Origin of the sequence: Thioclava sp. GXIMD4215 (genome assembly GCF_045291555.1) — a bacterium.
GTDB classification, from domain to species: domain Bacteria; phylum Pseudomonadota; class Alphaproteobacteria; order Rhodobacterales; family Rhodobacteraceae; genus Thioclava; species Thioclava litoralis.
The window spans coordinates 994,223-1,010,966 of record NZ_CP149515.1 but is presented as its reverse complement, the minus strand read 5'-3'; the positions used below and the strand labels follow the sequence as shown (position 1 = coordinate 1,010,966).

The window sequence follows — 16,744 nt, the reverse complement described above, 5'->3', positions numbered from 1 at the left end:
TTCGGTCAATGGAGTATTTGTTCTTGGAAACATCATCTGGTTGTAATCGTTAATAAGGTCTTAATTGTGAGCGGGCTTTTGGTCACGTTGGTTTCAATTTCCTGAAAACCGCCAGCCCGCGCAAAAAACCGCCTAGTCGATGACCCTGATCGACCCGTAAAGATGCGTGACCTGATTGCTGGCATTGCACTCGACATTGCCGCGGATCTGGCATTTGCGGGATGCACCATGCCGCAGGATCAGTGTCTCTTCGAGGCAGAAGGGCCGGCGCTGCTGGATCGCGTCCTGAAGCGTCTTGCGCAGCAGGGTCTGGCGGTCCGACGGCAGATGCGAAATCAGCCGGTCCAGAGACTGGTCGCCCTCGGAGGCGACATCCATCATCTCGATCAGCACCGGATTCCAGTAATGCAGGTTGTTGATGATATCGATCGAGAAGAAGCCCATATGCTGTTCGGTGGTGATCTCGTCATAATGGCGCACCAGAAGGTTCTCGTTCTGGATGCGCGAGAAATCACGGCAGACCCCGATCAGCGCGATGGGTTCGCCCACCTCGTTCCGCACCGCCGAGCCAGAGCTTTCCACCACAACCGTCGCGCCGTCCCTGCGTTTGAGGCGGGCGAAGAAATGGAAGGGTTCATTGCGGTTGAGTGCGCTCTCGATGGCGGATTTGACGATATCGCGGTCGTCGGGATGGTAGTAATTGACCGCCTCATCCATTTTCCGCTTGGCCTTATCGGGCATCATGCCGTGGATGGCATAGGTCTCTTCCGACCAGCTGACCTCTTCGGTTGCCAGATTGACGCGCCATGTCCCGATATTCGAGAATTTGCGCAAGGTCTGGTTCAGCAGGGAATCCACCGTCATATCGACCGAGGTGATCAGCACGATCAGCCCGATCAATCCGTCACTTTCGGTGACCAGCGGCGAAACGGTCAGCGAATGGCAGTAATCGTCAATCTCGAACTGCCGGTAATGCGGGCGGCGGTCCAGAAGCGCCTGCGAACAGATATCGACAAGCGGCGGGTAGCCGTTGGGGATGTAGCATTGCGACAGATGGCCCAGCGAATGGCCACGCTCGCGGATCTCGAAGGTCCGTGTGGCCGACTGGCTGGCATGGCGGATCAATAGCCCCTGATCAAGCATCATCATCACCGTGGGCAGCCCCTTGATCAGCCCGTTCAGCTCGGCCGAGGTGCGTTCGAGCTGGCCGGTATTGACCAGCAGCTCCTCGTTGACGGTGATCAGTTCCTCATTCGTGGATTGCAGCTCCTCGTTCGAGGTCTCCAGCTCCTCATTCGTGGATTGCAGCTCCTCGTTCGAGGATTGCAGCTCTTCGTTCAGCGATTGCAGTTCCTCGTTCGAGGTCTGGAGCTGCTCTATCGTGATCTGTAGCGTGTCGCGGGTGCGCGACAGCTCTGTTTCGAGATAGTTCAGGTAATCCGAACGCTCGATATTCTCGGGGTCGGGCTCCGAGCGCATCTCGGTCTCGAAACCGATCAGCACCACCGGCTCCTCGGCCTTGTCGTCGATGATCGGCCACGCGGTCATCCGCACGGTATTGAAGTCGCGCCCGTCCACCTGATGCCATTGGCCCGACCGTGCCTCACGCTGCTTGAGCGCGACCAGCACCATGGAATTGGCCTCATAGGCCAGCGCCTTTTGCAGCACATCCAGCGTCATGCCGCCATGAATGGGGGTGCGCATTTCCACGAAGGGGGCGATATCGCCATAGATTTTCAGCACGGCGCGGTCGCGATTGGTCAGGAAGCCATTGCGCACCACGGATTTCGCCAGCGCATCGAAACGCCACCAGTCATTGGGAGGCGTCGGTGCATTGCGGTAGCTTGCAGGCGACGCGGCGCGCAGATGATTGGCAGGCGGTAGCGAGCCGTTCAGGGCAGGGGCTGCCGAATTCAGCCTTGTGGAGCGTTTGCGCAGGATCTTTCCATGCTGGCTGAGCGGCACGAAGAAGCTTTCCAGCGCGCCGGTCGTCTCGGATGTGCCCAGAAACAGCAGACCGTCCTGTTTGAGCGCATACTGGATCCGCGTCAGCACCCGTTCCTGCAGTTTGGGTTCGAAATAGATCAGCACGTTACGGATCGACACGAGGTCGATCGACATGAAGGGCGCATCCTGAAAGACGTTATGGCGCGAGAACATGACGAAGCTGCGCAGCTTCGATTTCACCACGACATGATCTTCGGCCAGATCGAAATAGCGCGCCAGATATTCCTGCGGAATATCGGTGACGGCAGAGGCCGGATATTGCCCGCGCCGACCGATGGCCAAGGCGCGATCATCGATATCGGTGGCAAAGATCTGCAGCTTGTCCTTTTCGACCTTTGCCAGCCCGCCCAAGGCCTCGACGATGAGGATGGCAATCGAATAGGCCTCCTCGCCGGTCGCGCAGCCCGCAATCCAGACCCGCAGCGGCTCTTGCGCGCCATCGGAGACCTTCTTGGTAATCGCATCGCGCAGCGCCAGAAACTGGTCGGGATCGCGGAAGAAATTGGTGACCGAGATCAGCAGGTCGCGATACAGCGCCTCGACCTCGTCTACCGACCGGCGGCAGAGTTCGATGTAATCGTTGTAGCTCTCGATCCCCTTGGCGATCATCCGGCGATGGATGCGGCGGTTGATCGTGCTTTCCTTATACTGGCGGAAATCGACCAGTGTATGGCCCAGCAGGATCTGGAACAGATCCGAATTCTTTCCAGTCTGCTCGTTGATATCCTTGAGGCTTGCCAGATCGCGCGGCTGGGCAAGGATCATTGCCAGATGCTGGCCCATCTGCTGCGGCGTCAGCGTCAGGTCCACACAGCCGGTGCGGATGGCCGACACCGGCATGGACACGTATTTGCAGCTCGAGGGTTCCTGCGCGATGGTGATCCCGCCCGCCTCGCGGATGGCCTGCACCCCGTAGCTTCCATCCGATCCGGTGCCCGAAAGCACCACGCCCACGGCGCGCTCTCCCACCTCGCCGGCAATCGATTTGAACAGCCGGTCCGCCGAGGGTTTGGGGGCCGCCGGATGCCCTTCGGGGTTGCGCAGCACAAACTCGCCATCTTCCAGAACGACGTCATGGCCGGGCGGCGGGATGTGGATGGTATTGGCCGCAGGCACCACACGTTCTTCGATCTCGACCACGGCAAGGCTGGTTTCACGCGCCAGAAGCTGCACCAGCATGGATTTATGGCTGGGCGACATATGCTGGGCCAGCACATAGGCCACATCAAGCGATTTGGGCAGGTTCTGTGCCAGCAGGGATGTGGCTTCAAGCCCGCCTGCGGACGCGGCGATCCCCACGATGTAAGCGGGGGTTTTCGCATCGCTTGTCACGTCATGTTCTCCCGAGAATGGTGCCCGATGGGCAGTGCACCGTAAGGCGAAAAGCTTGAAAGAATAAATCCTTATATTTGTGATATAGAAGCAATTATCTGATCTGTCCAAAAAGAATGACGCGAAATAGTAAAACTACTTCGCGTCATCGGCATTTGGTTCAAAAGACGGCGGCCGCCTCTTTGTGGCTGTCCCGTTGCGGGCTGCCTGATGTGGTCACACCCTGTCAGGCCAGTTCCACAGCCCAAGGCGGGTTGGCCCCCGCGCGCGAGACGGTGACGGCCGCGACTTTCGCCCCGAAGGCCAGAACGCGGCGCATATCGTCCGGCGCAAGACGGCGCAGCTGGGGTTTCTCCAGCAGGCCCAGTTCCGACAGCTTCGCCAGAATGCCCGCGTTGAACGTATCTCCCGCACCGACCGTATCGATCACGGTGACCCGCTCGGCGGCAATGCTGACCTCGGTGCCATCTGCAAGCCACGCGCTGGCCCCTTGCGCCCCGCGTGTCACGATCACCACGGCAGGGCCGCTGGCCTGCAGCGCCTGTGCCTTCTGGGGCAATGTCTGCGCGCCGGGGATGATCCAGTCGAGATCCTCGTCGGAGACTTTCACGATATCGGATTGGGCCAGCATCGCGCCAAGCCGTGCCCGATAGCGCGCTGCGTCACGGATGAAACCGGGGCGGATATTGGGGTCGATCATCACCGCGCGGTTGGTATGGTTGCGGGCCAGAAGGGCGGCATAGGCATCGGCCCCCGGTTCGCAAGCCAGAGAGATCCCGCCAAAATAGAGCGCGTTCACGCTGTCGGGCAGGGGCGGCAGATCGGCTTCGGTCAGCATGCGTCCCGCCGAATTCTCGTCGTAAAAGACATAGCTTGCATGTCCGTCGACCAGCTTGACGAAGGCCAGCGTGGTCGGCCTGTCGCTGCGGATGCAGAGCTGGGTGTCCACCTGACTGTCGCGCAGCCCCTGATCAAGCTGCTGCCCGAAAAGATCGCTCGACAGTCCGGTCAGCATCCCTGCCGTCTGTCCAAGCCGCCCCAAGGCGATCGCGGTGTTGAACACCGCCCCGCCATTATGGGGAACAAACCCCTCGCCGCCCGAGACGGTCGGGGTGGGGATCATATCAATGAGGGCTTCACCAGCACATAAAATCATCGCTTTGTCCTTAGTGAGAACGTTACTGGATGGCACGGATGGCCGGATAGGCCGCGCGGAAGGCGCGATAGGCATCGTCATAGGCGGCGACCAGATCGGCCTGCGGTGCGATGACCGCGCCAATGGGCGGCGGCGTCATGATCCGTGCAGGGTCCGCGCCTGTCGCCGCAACCTGACCAAGGCGCGCAGCCCCGAGGGCCGCCCCGAATTCACCGGCTTCGGGTTTGGCCAAAGGCAGAGCCAGCACCGTCGCAATCAGTTTGAGCCAGAGCGCCGAGGCCGAGCCGCCGCCGATGGCGAAAAGCTGGCCCAGTTCGGCACCTGTGGCGCGTAATGCCTCGGCGCTGTCGCGCAGCCCGAAGGCCACGCCGGTCAGCACGGCCAGCACCATGTCATTGACGGTCGTATCGGTGCCCAGCCCCGTGAAACTGCCACGGATGGCGGCGTCATTATGCGGGGTGCGCTCGCCCGAGAGATAGGGCAGGAAACGCACTCGCCCCGGAGGGGGCAAGGTCTCGCCCAGCGGCTCCACCAGCTCGCGCGGGGATTTGCCGGTGATCGAGGCCAGCCAGTTGAGGCTGTCGGTGGCCGAAAGCATCACGCCCATCTGGTACCAGCGGTCAGGCACCGCATGGCAGAACGTGTGCAGCGCCGTCGCGGGGGCGGGGGCAAAGCCGTCACGCGCGGCCAGCAGAACGCCCGATGTGCCCAGCGACACAAAGCCCTGGCCTTCGGTCAATGCACCGATCCCGCACGCGGCGGCGGCATTATCGCCCGCGCCGCCTGCCACGGTGACATCGCCCACGCCCCATGCCTGCGCCAGATCGGCGCGCAACTGTCCGGCGGGGGCGGAGCCCTCGACCAGATGCGGCATCTGGTCCTTGCGCATATGGCTTGCGCTGAGCAGGCGGCTTGACCAGTCACGCGCGCCCACATCCAGCCAGCTGGTGCCCGCGCTATCGGACATATCGGCCACATGCGCGCCCGTCAGATACCAGTTGAGATAGGCCGCAGGCAGCAGGACCTTTGCAACCTTGGCGAAGACCTCGGGTTCATTTTTGGCCACCCACATCAACTTGGGCGCGGTAAAGCCCGGAAAGACGATATTGGCGGAAATCTCGCGGAAAACCGGTAGGTGATCCAGCGCCGCGGCCTCGGTATGGCTGCGGGTGTCGTTCCAAAGAATACAGGGCCGCAGAACGTTGTTCTCGGCATCCAGCAGCGTCGCACCATGCATATGGCCCGCAACACCGATACCCTTGAGGGCTGCACATTCCGGATGGCTGGCGCGCAGGTGCGCAACGGCCTTTTCCAACGCCGCAATCCATTCGGCGGGGTCCTGTTCGGACCAGCCGGCATGGGGATGCACGGCGCTATAATGCGCCTCCGACGAACCAATGGCGCGCCCCTGATCATCAATCAGAAGCGCGCGCAGGCCCGATGTGCCAAGATCGATGCCCAGATACATCGGATCAGGCCAGATAGGCGTCAAGCGCGGCTTCAAGGCCCTGCGCATGGATCATCGTCAGCCATTTCGCGAAGGGCTCGGCAAAACGCGCATCATCGGCCAGTTCGCCATATAGAAGGCGGTTTTCCAGCCATTCCTGCGGGTTCTCTTTGGCAGCCAAGGCGCGGATCTGCAGGTCCGCCCAGAAGGGGTCATTGGGTTCGACGACCGTGCCATCCTCACGGATGCCGGTGCAGTAGCGCGCCCAAGCCGCCGAGACGAGCGCCAGACCCTCGACGGTCAGGCCTTTCTCGAGGCATTCGCGCACCGAAGGCAGGATGAAGCCCGGATGGCGTGACGACCCGTCAAAGGCCACACGACGGGTGGTGTCGACAATCATCGGGTTCGAGAAACGCGCCTCGATCAGGGCGACATAGCCTTCGGGCGTCATGCCGGGCACGGCATGCACATGCGGCATGATCTCTTCGGTCTCCACCTTGCGGTAGAACGCGTGGATCTTGGGATGGTCCATACATTCGGAAATATGTGCAACCGAAAGCACTTCGCCCACATCCGAAATGACCTGATGGCCACCATTGAGAATGCGGATCTTCATGGTCTCGAAGCTGTGCACATCATCCGAGAAGGTCGCGCCCGCTTTGTCCCAATCGGGGCGGCCCGCGCAGAAGTTGTCCTCGATCACCCATTGGCGGAAATTCTCGTGGGTGACGGGGCAGTTATCCTCGATGCCGATCGAGCGCACCAGTTCCAGCTCTTTCGGACCGGTGGCGGGGACGATGCAATCGACCATTGCATTGGGGAAGGTGCAGTTGGCATCGATCCAGTCGGCCAGATCGGGGTCCGACAGACGCGCCAGCGACACCACGGTCTGACGCAGGATCGCGCCATTGCCCTGAAGGTTGTCGCAGCACTGGCCGGTAAAGGGGCCGACGCCCGTGTCACGGCGGATTTTCAGCGCGGCCACGATGGCCCCGAAGGCGGTCTTCGGCGTCTCGGGATTGGCGGCGTCATGCAGAATATCGGGGTGCTTGGCGTCAAAGCCTTTGGTGGCGGGGTCGATGAAATACCCGCCCTCGGTGACGGTCAGCGCTACGATGCGGATCTGCGGATCGGTCATCGCCTTGATCAGCGCGCCATTGCCGTCCTCGATCGGAATATAGTCGATCATCGAGCCCACGACCTCGGCCGACTGGCCTTTGGGGTCCAGCTCGATCAGCGTGGTCAGACAATCCTGCGCCAGCAAACGGTCGCGCATGGCCGCATCGGGGGCACGCACGCCCGCGCCGATGATCGCCCAGTCATGGGCAAGGCCCGCTTCCATCAGCCGGTGCAGATACCACGACTGGTGGGCGCGGTGGAAATTGCCCAGACCGATATGCACAATGCCGGGGGTCAGTTTGCTGCGGTCGTAGCTGGGGCGCTTAACGGCCTCGGGCAGTTGCGACAGAGTGGCGTTGGAAAGCTGTACCATGGTGGCACCTATCTGAAATGGAGTGGGGGCCACCTGGAAGGGGCCGCAAGGGGCAGGGGCGCCAGCCCCTGCCAGAGTGGTTTACCGGATCGCTTTACCGTTTTCGTCGAAGCGGTGGATGTTATGCTCTTGAGGGGTGAGCCAGACGGTGTCGCCGGCATGGACATCGACCTCGCCCGAGACGCGGACGTTGAACTGGCCGATGCCTTCGACCTGCACATGGGCATAGGTGTCCGAACCAAGGTGCTCGGAGACGCCAACCAGACCCTCGATCGCGCCGTCGACCGGCGTGCTCGAGAGGTCGATATGCTCGGGGCGGATGCCGATGGCATGGGCCCCGCGGGCCGCGGCGCGCTCGCCTTCGATGAAGTTCATCTTGGGGCTGCCGATGAAGCCCGCGACAAAGCGGTTATCGGGGTTGCGGTAGAGATCGAGCGGGCTGCCCACCTGCTCGATGCGGCCTGCGCGCAGCACCACGATCTTGTCGGCCATGGTCATCGCCTCGACCTGATCATGGGTCACATAGATCATGGTGGTCTTGAGCTTCTGATGCAGCTCCGAGATCTCGAGGCGCATGTTCACCCGCAACGCCGCGTCAAGGTTCGAGAGCGGCTCGTCAAACAGGAAGGCGGCCGGTTCGCGCACAATGGCTCGCCCGATGGCCACCCGCTGGCGCTGGCCGCCCGAAAGCTGGCCGGGCTTGCGGTGCAGGTAATCGGTGAGGTTGAGCGCCTCGGCCGCCGAGGCGATGCGGCGCTCTTGCTCGACGGTGGGCACACCGGCCATCTTCATCGGGAAGGCGATGTTTTTCTTGACCGACATATGCGGATAGAGCGCGTAGCTCTGGAACACCATCGCGAGGCCGCGCTTGGCGGGGGGGGCCTCGGTGGCATCCGTGCCGTCGATCATGATCTGCCCGCCCGAAAGATCCTCGAGCCCCGCGATCAGACGCAGCAGGGTGGATTTGCCGCAGCCCGACGGGCCCACGAAGACCACGAATTCGCCGTCCTTGATATCCAGATCCAGCGGCGGAATGACTTCGACTTCGCCAAAGGTCTTGCGCACGCCCTTCAGAGTGATTTGTCCCATGACTTATGTCCTTATTTCACCGCGCCGAAGGTCAGGCCGCGGACAAGTTGTTTCTGGCTGAACCAGCCCATGATCAGGATCGGCGCGATGGCCATGATCGAGGCGGCAGAGAGTTTTGCGTAGAAAAGCCCCTCGGGCGAGGAATAGGAGGCGATGAACTGCGTCAACGGCGCGGCTTTGGAAGCCGTGAGGTTGAGCGTCCAGAACGCCTCGTTCCAGGCGAGGATGATGTTGAGCAGCACCGTCGAGGCCATGCCCGGGACCGCCATCGGCGTCAGCACGTAAAGCACCTCTTCCTTCAGCCCCGCGCCATCCATGCGCGCCGCCTCCAGGATCTCGCCGGGGATCTCCTTGAAATAGGTGAACAGCATCCAGACGATGATCGGCAGGTTGATCAGCGTCAGCACGACGACCAGACCGATGCGGCTGTCCAGCAGCCCCAGATCGCGGAAGATCAGGTAGATCGGCACCAGAACCCCCACCGGCGGCAGCATCTTGGTGGACAGCATCCACATCAGGATATCCTTGGTCCGACGGCCCGGCACAAAGGCCATCGCCCAGGCGGCGGGCACCGCGATGATCAGCGCCAGCAGGGTCGAACCGACCGAGATGATGACCGAATTCATGAAGAATAGCGGGTAGTTCGAGCGTTCGAGCACGGTATGGTAGCTTTCCAGCGTCCAGCCCGAGAAGAGCACCTTGAGCGGCGAGGCGATCGCATTCCCTTCCGTCTTGAACGACAGGATGAAGATCCACAGGATCGGGAAGAAGATCGCAATGCCCACAGCCCAGGCAAGCACGGTGGTCAGCGCCTTGCGGCGGGGAGTGACGATACGGGACATCTCAGGCCTCCAGATTCTTGCCGATCATCCGCATCAGGAAGATCGCAACGATATTGGCCAGAATGATCGCGATGACACCGCCCGCCGAGCCGCCGCCGACATCGAATTGCAGCAGCGACTGCACATAGATCATATAGGTCAGGTTGGTCGAGGCCACGCCCGGACCGCCATTGGTGGTCACCAGGATCTCGGCAAAGATCGACAGCAGGAAGATGGTTTGGATCAGGATCACCACGGTGATCGCCCGCGACAGGTGCGGCAGCATGATGTAGAAAAACCGCGCCAGTTTCGAGGCCCCGTCCATCTCGGCCGCTTCCAGCTGTTCCTGATCAAGCGATTGCAGGGCCGTCAGCAGGATCAGCGTCGCAAAGGGCAGCCATTGCCACGAGACGATCCCGATGATCGAGGCCAGCGGCGCCTGGGCCAGAAAATCATAGGCCGGAAGCCCGAAGAGATGCGCGATATGCGCAAACAGCCCGTTGACCGGATTGAGGAACATGTTCTTCCACACCAGCGCCGAGACGGTGGGCATCACGAAGAACGGCGCGATCACCAGAATGCGCACGATCCCCTGCCCGAAGAAGGGCTGGTCCAGCAGCAGCGCCAGAAGAATGCCCCCCACGATGGTGATCGCCAGAACCCCCACCACCAGTAACACGGTGTTAAGCAGCGCCGTGATAAAGGCAGGATCCGTGACAAAGAACTCGTAATTGAGGAAGCCTGTCCATTCTTCCATGCCGGGCATGAGAAGGTTGTATCGCAGGAAGGAGAAGTAGAGCGTCATCGCCAGAGGGACGATCATCCAGCCGAGAAGAAGAATAACGGCAGGAGAAATCATCAACCTCGCAGCGGCGCGGGAATGCTTCGTGGCCATGGGCTACCTCGGCACGCTTGGTTGGATTTTGGGTCGAAGGTCCACGGTCCCGCGCTGCGGGGCCGTGGTGTATAGCGCAATGCGGGCAGGGGGACCTGCCCGCAGCTATAATTGCGGTTGGTGGATTACTTTACGTAACCGGCTTTCTTCATTTCACGCTCGGTCAAGGCCTGCGCGGATTGAAGTGCCTGATCTGCCCCCATCTGGCCTGCCAGAGCGGCGGAGAAGATCTGGCCCACAGCCGTGCCGATCCCTTGGAATTCGGGGATCGAAACGAATTGTGCGCCGACATAGGGCACATCCTGCACCGACGGTTTCTCGGGCGTGGCCTTCGAAATCGTGTCGATGGTCAGCTGTGCGAAGGGCGCGGCAGCCAGATAATCGGGGTTCTCGTAGAGCGAGGTCCGGGTACCGGGAGGGGCTGCGCGCCAGCCTTGCTTGTCGGCCACAATCTGGGTGTACTCTTTCGAGGTTGCCCATTCGACGAAGGCTTTCGCCGCGTCTTTATGTGCCGAGCTTTCCGGAATGGCGAGGTTCCACGACCACAGCCAGTTGCCGTGATTGTCGACGCCTTCCTTGTTCGGGAAGACCGCATAGCCGACCTTGTCAGCCACGGTGGACTCTTCAGGGTCGGTCACGAAGCCTGCCGCGACGGTCGCATCGATCCACATGCCACACTTGCCTTGCTGGAAGAGCGACAGGTTTTCGTTGAAGCCGTTGGACGACGCACCGGGCGGGCCGTATTTGGTCATCAGGTCGAGATAGTCGGTGAGCGTGGCTTTCCACGGCTCGCTATCGAATTCCGGCTCCCAGTTCATATCGAACCAGCGGCCACCATAGGAGTTTGCCATAGCCGAGATGAAGGCCATGTTCTCGCCCCAGCCGGGCTTGCCGCGCAGACAGATGCCATAGATGCCGTTGTCTTTATCGGTCATCTTCGCGGCGGCGTCCTTGATCTGGCTCCAGGTCGGCTGGTCAGGGATGCTCACACCGGCCTTCTCGGCCAGATCCTTGCGATACATCACCATCGCAGATTCGCCATAGAACGGCACCGCGTAAAGCGTACCATCCACCGACAGCGCCGAGCGCATGGCGGGCAGCAGGTCATCGGCATCATAATCTGCCGGAAGATCGTTGAGCGGCACCAGCCAATCACGTTGGGCCCAGATCGGAACCTCGTAATTGCCGATGGTCATCACGTCGAACTGGCCGCCATTGGTGGCGATGTCCTGCGTGACACGCTGGCGGAGAATGTTCTCCTCGAGCGTCACCCACTCAACCTTGATGTCGGGATGTTTGGCGTAAAAGTCGTCCATCAGCCCTTGCATCCGCACCATGTCGCCGTTGTTCACGGTGGCGACGGTAATGGTGGTTTCGGCTGCAGCAGCTGTGGCAAGCGCGCCAAGGGCGCAAGCACCCAGAAGGGCACGGATTGTCATGGTCATGAATTCCTCCCAAAATTCAAACGAGCAATTATCCGCTCTATGGGCAAATGCTCATGAACGGGGCTGTGAGTCAAGTGTGAATTGCGCTGGGGAGAAAGGTGATATGCGCAAAACGCCGCTTGGATGTGCGCAAATTGGTGATAGCGGTAACATATCCTCTCCTTCCGCGCAGGAATGCGGCCCTTGTCAGGGGGACGCAATGGCTGGTTCGCGCCAGAGTAGAATGGGAATCAATCGTTAAGAAGTGCTTTCGCGGTGCGCTCATCTGTCACCAGATGGCTCAGCAGGCGGCCTTTGAGGGCCGCCGTCAGGGCCGGAAGCTTCTTCTGGCCTGCGGCAAAGCAATGGACCTGCATATCGCCATGAGGCACCCGTGCCCCCACGATGCGCCGCGACATCGGGTGGTCGAGAAATTGCCCTTCGGCGTTGAAAGCGTGGCCGCCGATCTCGCCGATGGCTCCGGCGCGAACCCAGTCCGCATGCTCTTCGGGGGTGATGAACCCGTCCATCAGAAGCGGCGCATCGGCCCCCATCTGCCCCATGCCGACAATCGCGAAATCGGCGCGCAGTGCCAGATCGATAGAGGCTTTGACATGCGGCAGCGAGCGGTAGAGATCGCGTTCCGCCTCGGAGGCGGCAACCACAGGGATCGACATCGGGAAATGCGGTGCCGAGACCTTTTCGGCCAGACGCACGATCACTTCGTAATGCGAGGCCGAGCCGTCGGGGGCGACGTTGCCGATCAGCGAGACCAGCTTGTGATGGCCGCCCGCAAGGCTTTGCATCTGCTCGACAATCATGCGCAGGGTCCGGCCCGTGCCAAGCGCGATCAGCTTGGGGGCGGGGTCGGTGAAAAACCGCTCGAGCAGAGGGGCGGCAAAAGGGGCCAGCGCGTCATTCGGGTCGCCGGTGGCCGAAAGCGAGGGCGCAACGCGGGCGGAGAACAGCCCGTAGCGGTCGCGCAGCCTTTGTTCCAGTTCCAGACATTCGGCAATCGGGTGATCGATCCTGACGCGGATCAGCCCTTCGGCAGATGCCCGCGCCACCAGCCGCTGGACGCGCTGGCGCGAAATGCCCAGTTCAAGCGCGATCTGGTCCTGCGTCATGCCGCCCACAAAGGAAAGCCATGCCGCGCGGGCGGCAAGATCAAGAAGGTTGGCTTCGGCTTCATTGGCGCGGTCGGACGGGATCATTTGGAGGCTCCGGAAAAGGGGCTGGACTGGATAAGCGGCCGCAGGGGCCATGCCGAGAGCAATGCGGTGAACTGCGCGAAACTGTGAAAGGCCAGATCGGCCCCGCCCAGCAGAGCGGGGTCCTGCGGTGTTTGGGGAAGGGCTGCGGCCAGAGGGGCAAGATGAGCCCCGCCCAGAAAGCGCCAGACCCGCATGCCCGCTGCACGGGCCCCCGCAATGCCCACCTCCGAATCCTCGATTACCAGACAATCCTGCGGTGCGACATCGTAAAGGGCGGCCACATGCAGGAACAGATCGGGGGCGGGTTTGCCGCGTCTGACCTCGGAGGCCGTAGAGCAGCGGCCCTCGAAGAGCGTGTTCAGGCCGGTAATGGCCAGAGATTGCGCCAGCCGTGCCGGTGCCGAGGAGGTGGCCAGATGATAGGGCCTGTCCAGCCGACGGATGGCCTCGACAACTTCGGGCATGACCTTCAGATCGCGCGAGAAGCGGGTCATCAGCTTGGTGCGGTAATGTGCCTCGAACCCCTCGGGGAGGGCTTGTCCGAAATCGCGTTCCAGCCTTGCGCGGACGCTTGGAAAGGCGCGCCCCAGACAGTTGCGGGCGAAATAGTCGAGGTCGATCCCCATTCCCAGCAGGGCCAGCTCTTCCATGAAGACAGAGGCCGAAAGCGCCTCGGAATCGATCAGGACGCCATCGCAATCAAAGATCACCAGCGCGGGGCCAGCCATCGGATTCCTCCTCTTTGGTCTTCCCGCTATAGCGCGGCAGGGCCGGTTTCGCCAAGCCCTGCCGTGATCGGCGGAGGCGGACCTAGCGCGCCCCTTGCTCGGGCGCAGGCGCCTTGACGCGGAAGATCGCGCAGTAGAGGGCGGGCACGAACAGCAGCGTGATCAACGTACCGGCGATAATCCCGCCCATCATGGCAATCGCCATCGGCCCCCAGAAGATCTGCCGTGCAATCGGGATCAGTGCCAGCGAGGCCGCCGCCGCGGTCAGCAGGATCGGGCGGGCGCGCTGGTCGGAGGCATGCCAGATCGCGCTCCAGCGGTCATGGCCCTCGGCGCGCAGATCCTCGGTGGCCTGAATCAGGATGACCGAATTGCGGATCAGGATGCCGATCAGCGCCAGCACCCCCAGAAGCGCCACAAAGCCCATCGGCGCGCGGAGCGGCAGCATCGAGGCCACCACCCCGATCAGCCCCAGAGGCGCCGCCGCCAGCACGACCACCATCAGGCGGAAGCTGCGCAACTGGAACATGATCAGCGACAGCATGATCAGCACCATGAAGGGCACGATCGCGATGATCGGAGCTTGCGATTTGCCGCTTTCCTCGACCGAACCGCCCATTTCCAAGCTGTAGCCCAAGGGCAGAGCGGCGGTAAACCGCGCGATCTGCGGCGCGAGGTCATTGACGATTGTGGCGGGCTGGGCTGTGCCGTCAATCGCGCCGCGCACGGTGATTGTGGGCACACGGTCGCGCGAGTGGATCACCGGAGGTTCGGTGACATATTCGAAATGTGCGATCGAGGTCAGCGGGATGGGATTGCCGCTGGTATTGGCAAATTGCAGGCTTTTCAGCCCGTCCAGCGTGTCTCGGTCGGATTTGCGGCCCCGCAGTTCCACCTCGATCAGGTCGATCCCCTGCCGCAGATTGGTGATGGTGGTGCCGGAATAGAGCGTGGTCAGCACCTGCGCCACATCCGACTGGGTCAGGCCAAGCTGGCGCATCCGCGCCTGATCAAGGTCCAGCCGCACGACACGGGCAGGGGCCCCCCAATCCATGTCGATGGCGTAAAGGCGGTCATCCTTGGCCATCAACGCGGCCAGTTTGCGGGCCTCGCCCAGCAGGGTGGTGTAATCGCTGCCCGAAATCCGGTATTGCACGGGCTTGCCCACGGGGGGGCCAAGTTCGATCGGTTTGGGGTAGAACTCCACCCCCGCGCGGCTGTCCGAATAGCTGCGGATTTTGGCCCGCAGGCTATCGCGGTCGGTCAGGCTTTTGGTCTCGATCACCACCTGCCCCTCATTGGGAACGGCGGGCTTCACATCCAGTGTCAGCACGAAGCGCGGAGCGGGGGTGCCGACATAGGCGGTCCAGAATGCCACCTCCGGCTGGGCTTTCAGCCATGTCTCGAAGCGGGAGATCTCGGCATCGGTTGCCTCGAAGCCCGCATCATCGCGCAGCGTCACATCGGTTATCAGCTCGGTGCGTTCGGAAGAGGGGAAGAACTGCTGTTCGACATGGCCAAGCCCCAGCACCGAAAGGGCAAACAGCCCCACGGTGGCGAGAATGGTGACCCAGCGATGGACCATCGCCTTTTCCAGAACGCGGTGGAAGCTGCGGCGCAGGCGGCCCGCCTCATGGGTCTGGTGCTTCCATTTGGCGGGCAGGAATGTCTTGCCCAGAACCGGCGCGAAAAGCACGGCCACGATCCAGCTGATCAGCAGGGATATGGCGATCACATAGAAGAGCGAGCGGGTATATTCGCCCGCCTGCGAGGCATTGAGGCCAATCGGAATGAAGCCCGCAACCGTGACAAGCGTGCCCGTCAGCATGGGCCATGCAATGGCGGTCCACGCGTAAGAGGCGGCCTTGGTGCGGCTTTCGCCCCGCTCAAGCCGCGAGATCATGGTTTCGATCGCGATCATCGCATCATCGACCAGAAGCCCCAGCGCGATGATCAGCGCCCCGAGCGAGATCCGCTGCAGGGTGATCCCCATCAGATCGAGGATCAGGAAGGTCACGGCCAGCACCAGCGGAATGGTCAGCGACACCACAAACCCCGCCCGCACGCCCAGCGAGACGAAGCTGACGGCCAGCACGATCACCAGCGCCTCGGCCAGTGCCCGCACGAAATGGCCCACCGAATCCTGCACCACCGTCGGCTGGTCGGCGATCTTGTGCAGGGTGATCCCCATCGGCAGCTTGGCGACTTCCTGCGCCATCAGCGCATCGAGGCTCTTGCCGAAATTCAGGATATTGCCGCCCTCGCGCATGCCGATGATCAGGCCCACCGCAGGCTGCCCCTCGTAGCGGATCAGCGAGGCGGGCGGGTCGTCATAGCCGTCCTTTACCTCGGCCACATCGGAGAGGGTGAAGAAGGTGTCATCCACCCGCAGCGGCGCATGGGCCAGCGCCGTGGCATCGGGGAATGCGCCGGTAAGCCGCAATCCGATCTGCTCTTGCGGGGTCTGGATCGTGCCGGTGGGGGTGATCTGGTTCTGGGTGGAAAGCGTGTTGAGCACGGTCTGCGCATCCAGCCCCAGTGCCGCCAGACGGCGGGTCGAGAATTCGACGGTCACCACACGGTCGCGGGTGCCGATCAGGTCGACCTTACCGGCCTGATCCAGCCGCTCGACATCGTCGCGGATCTTGCGCACCCATGACTTCAGCTCGTCTGGGCTGTAATCGGGGGCGGTAAAGGCATAGACATTGCCATAGACATCCCCGAAATCGTCATTGAAGGAAAACCCCTGGAACGCGCTGGGGAAATCGCCGCGGATATCCGACATCAGTTCGCGCACGCGGGTCCAGGTCGGCTGGATCTGGTCATCGGGAATACTGTCGCGCAGATCGACATAGATCACCGCCTGACCGGGATAGGTGATCGAGCGGGTGACATCGAGCGCGTCGATCTCGGCCAGCTTGCGTTCGATCCGGTCGGTGACCTGTTCCATCGTCTCTTCGGCGGTGGCACCGGGCATGCTGCCCGACACGACCATCGTGCGGATGGTGAAGCTGGGGTCTTCCTCGCGCCCCATCGAGTTGAAGGCCAAGATGCCTGCCACCAGCGACATGACCATCAGGAACCAGATGACAGAGCGGTTGCGCAGCGCCCAGTCCGAAAGATTGAACTTCATATCTGC

The 16,744-nt window shown here is 62.0% G+C and carries 11 protein-coding genes; all 11 read right to left on the bottom strand.

The window, feature by feature from the left end; translation table 11 throughout:
- Positions 1-132: 132 nt before the first annotated feature.
- The 11 genes from WDB86_RS04875 to WDB86_RS04825 all read right to left on the bottom strand — a co-directional run bounded on the left by WDB86_RS04875 (position 133) and on the right by WDB86_RS04825 (position 16,738).
- On the bottom strand, positions 133-3,339 hold the full coding sequence (locus WDB86_RS04875; protein ID WP_406736776.1) for a chemotaxis protein CheB: 3,207 nt from the start codon (positions 3,337-3,339) through the stop codon (positions 133-135).
- A gap of 226 nt (positions 3,340-3,565) precedes the next feature.
- Positions 3,566-4,495 carry a carbohydrate kinase family protein gene (locus WDB86_RS04870; RefSeq protein WP_406736775.1) on the bottom strand — a complete coding sequence of 310 codons (930 nt, stop codon included), beginning with the start codon at positions 4,493-4,495 and terminating at the stop codon, positions 3,566-3,568.
- A gap of 22 nt (positions 4,496-4,517) precedes the next feature.
- Positions 4,518-5,963 (bottom strand): xylulokinase, encoded by a 1,446-nt coding sequence (gene xylB, locus WDB86_RS04865; protein ID WP_406737019.1) that lies wholly within the window; start codon positions 5,961-5,963, stop codon positions 4,518-4,520.
- 4 nt (positions 5,964-5,967) lie between these two features.
- Positions 5,968-7,434: a mannitol dehydrogenase family protein gene (locus WDB86_RS04860; protein WP_406736774.1), complete on the bottom strand. Its 1,467-nt coding sequence runs from the start codon at positions 7,432-7,434 to the stop codon at positions 5,968-5,970.
- Between the two features lie 81 nt (positions 7,435-7,515).
- Positions 7,516-8,523, bottom strand: coding sequence for an ABC transporter ATP-binding protein (locus tag WDB86_RS04855; protein ID WP_406736773.1), 1,008 nt, complete (start codon positions 8,521-8,523; stop codon positions 7,516-7,518).
- 11 nt (positions 8,524-8,534) lie between these two features.
- Positions 8,535-9,365 carry a carbohydrate ABC transporter permease gene (locus WDB86_RS04850; protein WP_330629631.1) on the bottom strand — a complete coding sequence of 277 codons (831 nt, stop codon included), beginning with the start codon at positions 9,363-9,365 and terminating at the stop codon, positions 8,535-8,537.
- Position 9,366: 1 nt separating this feature from the next.
- Entirely contained in the window at positions 9,367-10,239 is an 873-nt protein-coding gene (locus tag WDB86_RS04845) for a sugar ABC transporter permease (protein ID WP_330629630.1), read from the bottom strand.
- Between the two features lie 125 nt (positions 10,240-10,364).
- Positions 10,365-11,684, bottom strand: a complete 1,320-nt coding sequence (locus WDB86_RS04840; protein WP_339107050.1) for a sugar ABC transporter substrate-binding protein — start codon at positions 11,682-11,684, stop codon at positions 10,365-10,367.
- Between the two features lie 230 nt (positions 11,685-11,914).
- Positions 11,915-12,877 carry a sugar-binding transcriptional regulator gene (locus WDB86_RS04835; protein ID WP_406736772.1) on the bottom strand — a complete coding sequence of 321 codons (963 nt, stop codon included), beginning with the start codon at positions 12,875-12,877 and terminating at the stop codon, positions 11,915-11,917.
- Complete coding sequence (locus WDB86_RS04830) at positions 12,874-13,605, bottom strand: HAD family hydrolase (RefSeq protein ID WP_406736771.1); 732 nt, start codon at positions 13,603-13,605, stop codon at positions 12,874-12,876. Before WDB86_RS04830 ends, WDB86_RS04835 begins: the two co-directional genes overlap by 4 nt.
- An 82-nt stretch (positions 13,606-13,687) precedes the next feature.
- Positions 13,688-16,738, bottom strand: coding sequence for an efflux RND transporter permease subunit (locus WDB86_RS04825; RefSeq protein ID WP_406736770.1), 3,051 nt, complete (start codon positions 16,736-16,738; stop codon positions 13,688-13,690).
- Positions 16,739-16,744 lie beyond the last annotated feature (6 nt).

Bases quoted from the DNA above. Each gene is read 5' to 3' on its own strand.
- WDB86_RS04870 (WP_406736775.1), bottom strand. From the start codon at position 4,495: ATGATTTTATGTGCTGGTGAAGCCCTCATTGATATGATCCCCACCCCG.
- xylB (WP_406737019.1), bottom strand. From the start codon at position 5,963: ATGTATCTGGGCATCGATCTTGGCACATCGGGCCTGCGCGCGCTTCTG.
- WDB86_RS04860 (WP_406736774.1), bottom strand. From the start codon at position 7,434: ATGGTACAGCTTTCCAACGCCACTCTGTCGCAACTGCCCGAGGCCGTT.
- WDB86_RS04855 (WP_406736773.1), bottom strand. From the start codon at position 8,523: ATGGGACAAATCACTCTGAAGGGCGTGCGCAAGACCTTTGGCGAAGTC.
- WDB86_RS04850 (WP_330629631.1), bottom strand. From the start codon at position 9,365: ATGTCCCGTATCGTCACTCCCCGCCGCAAGGCGCTGACCACCGTGCTT.
- WDB86_RS04845 (WP_330629630.1), bottom strand. From the start codon at position 10,239: ATGGCCACGAAGCATTCCCGCGCCGCTGCGAGGTTGATGATTTCTCCT.
- WDB86_RS04840 (WP_339107050.1), bottom strand. From the start codon at position 11,684: ATGACCATGACAATCCGTGCCCTTCTGGGTGCTTGCGCCCTTGGCGCG.
- WDB86_RS04835 (WP_406736772.1), bottom strand. From the start codon at position 12,877: ATGATCCCGTCCGACCGCGCCAATGAAGCCGAAGCCAACCTTCTTGAT.
- WDB86_RS04830 (WP_406736771.1), bottom strand. From the start codon at position 13,605: ATGGCTGGCCCCGCGCTGGTGATCTTTGATTGCGATGGCGTCCTGATC.
- WDB86_RS04825 (WP_406736770.1), bottom strand. From the start codon at position 16,738: ATGAAGTTCAATCTTTCGGACTGGGCGCTGCGCAACCGCTCTGTCATC.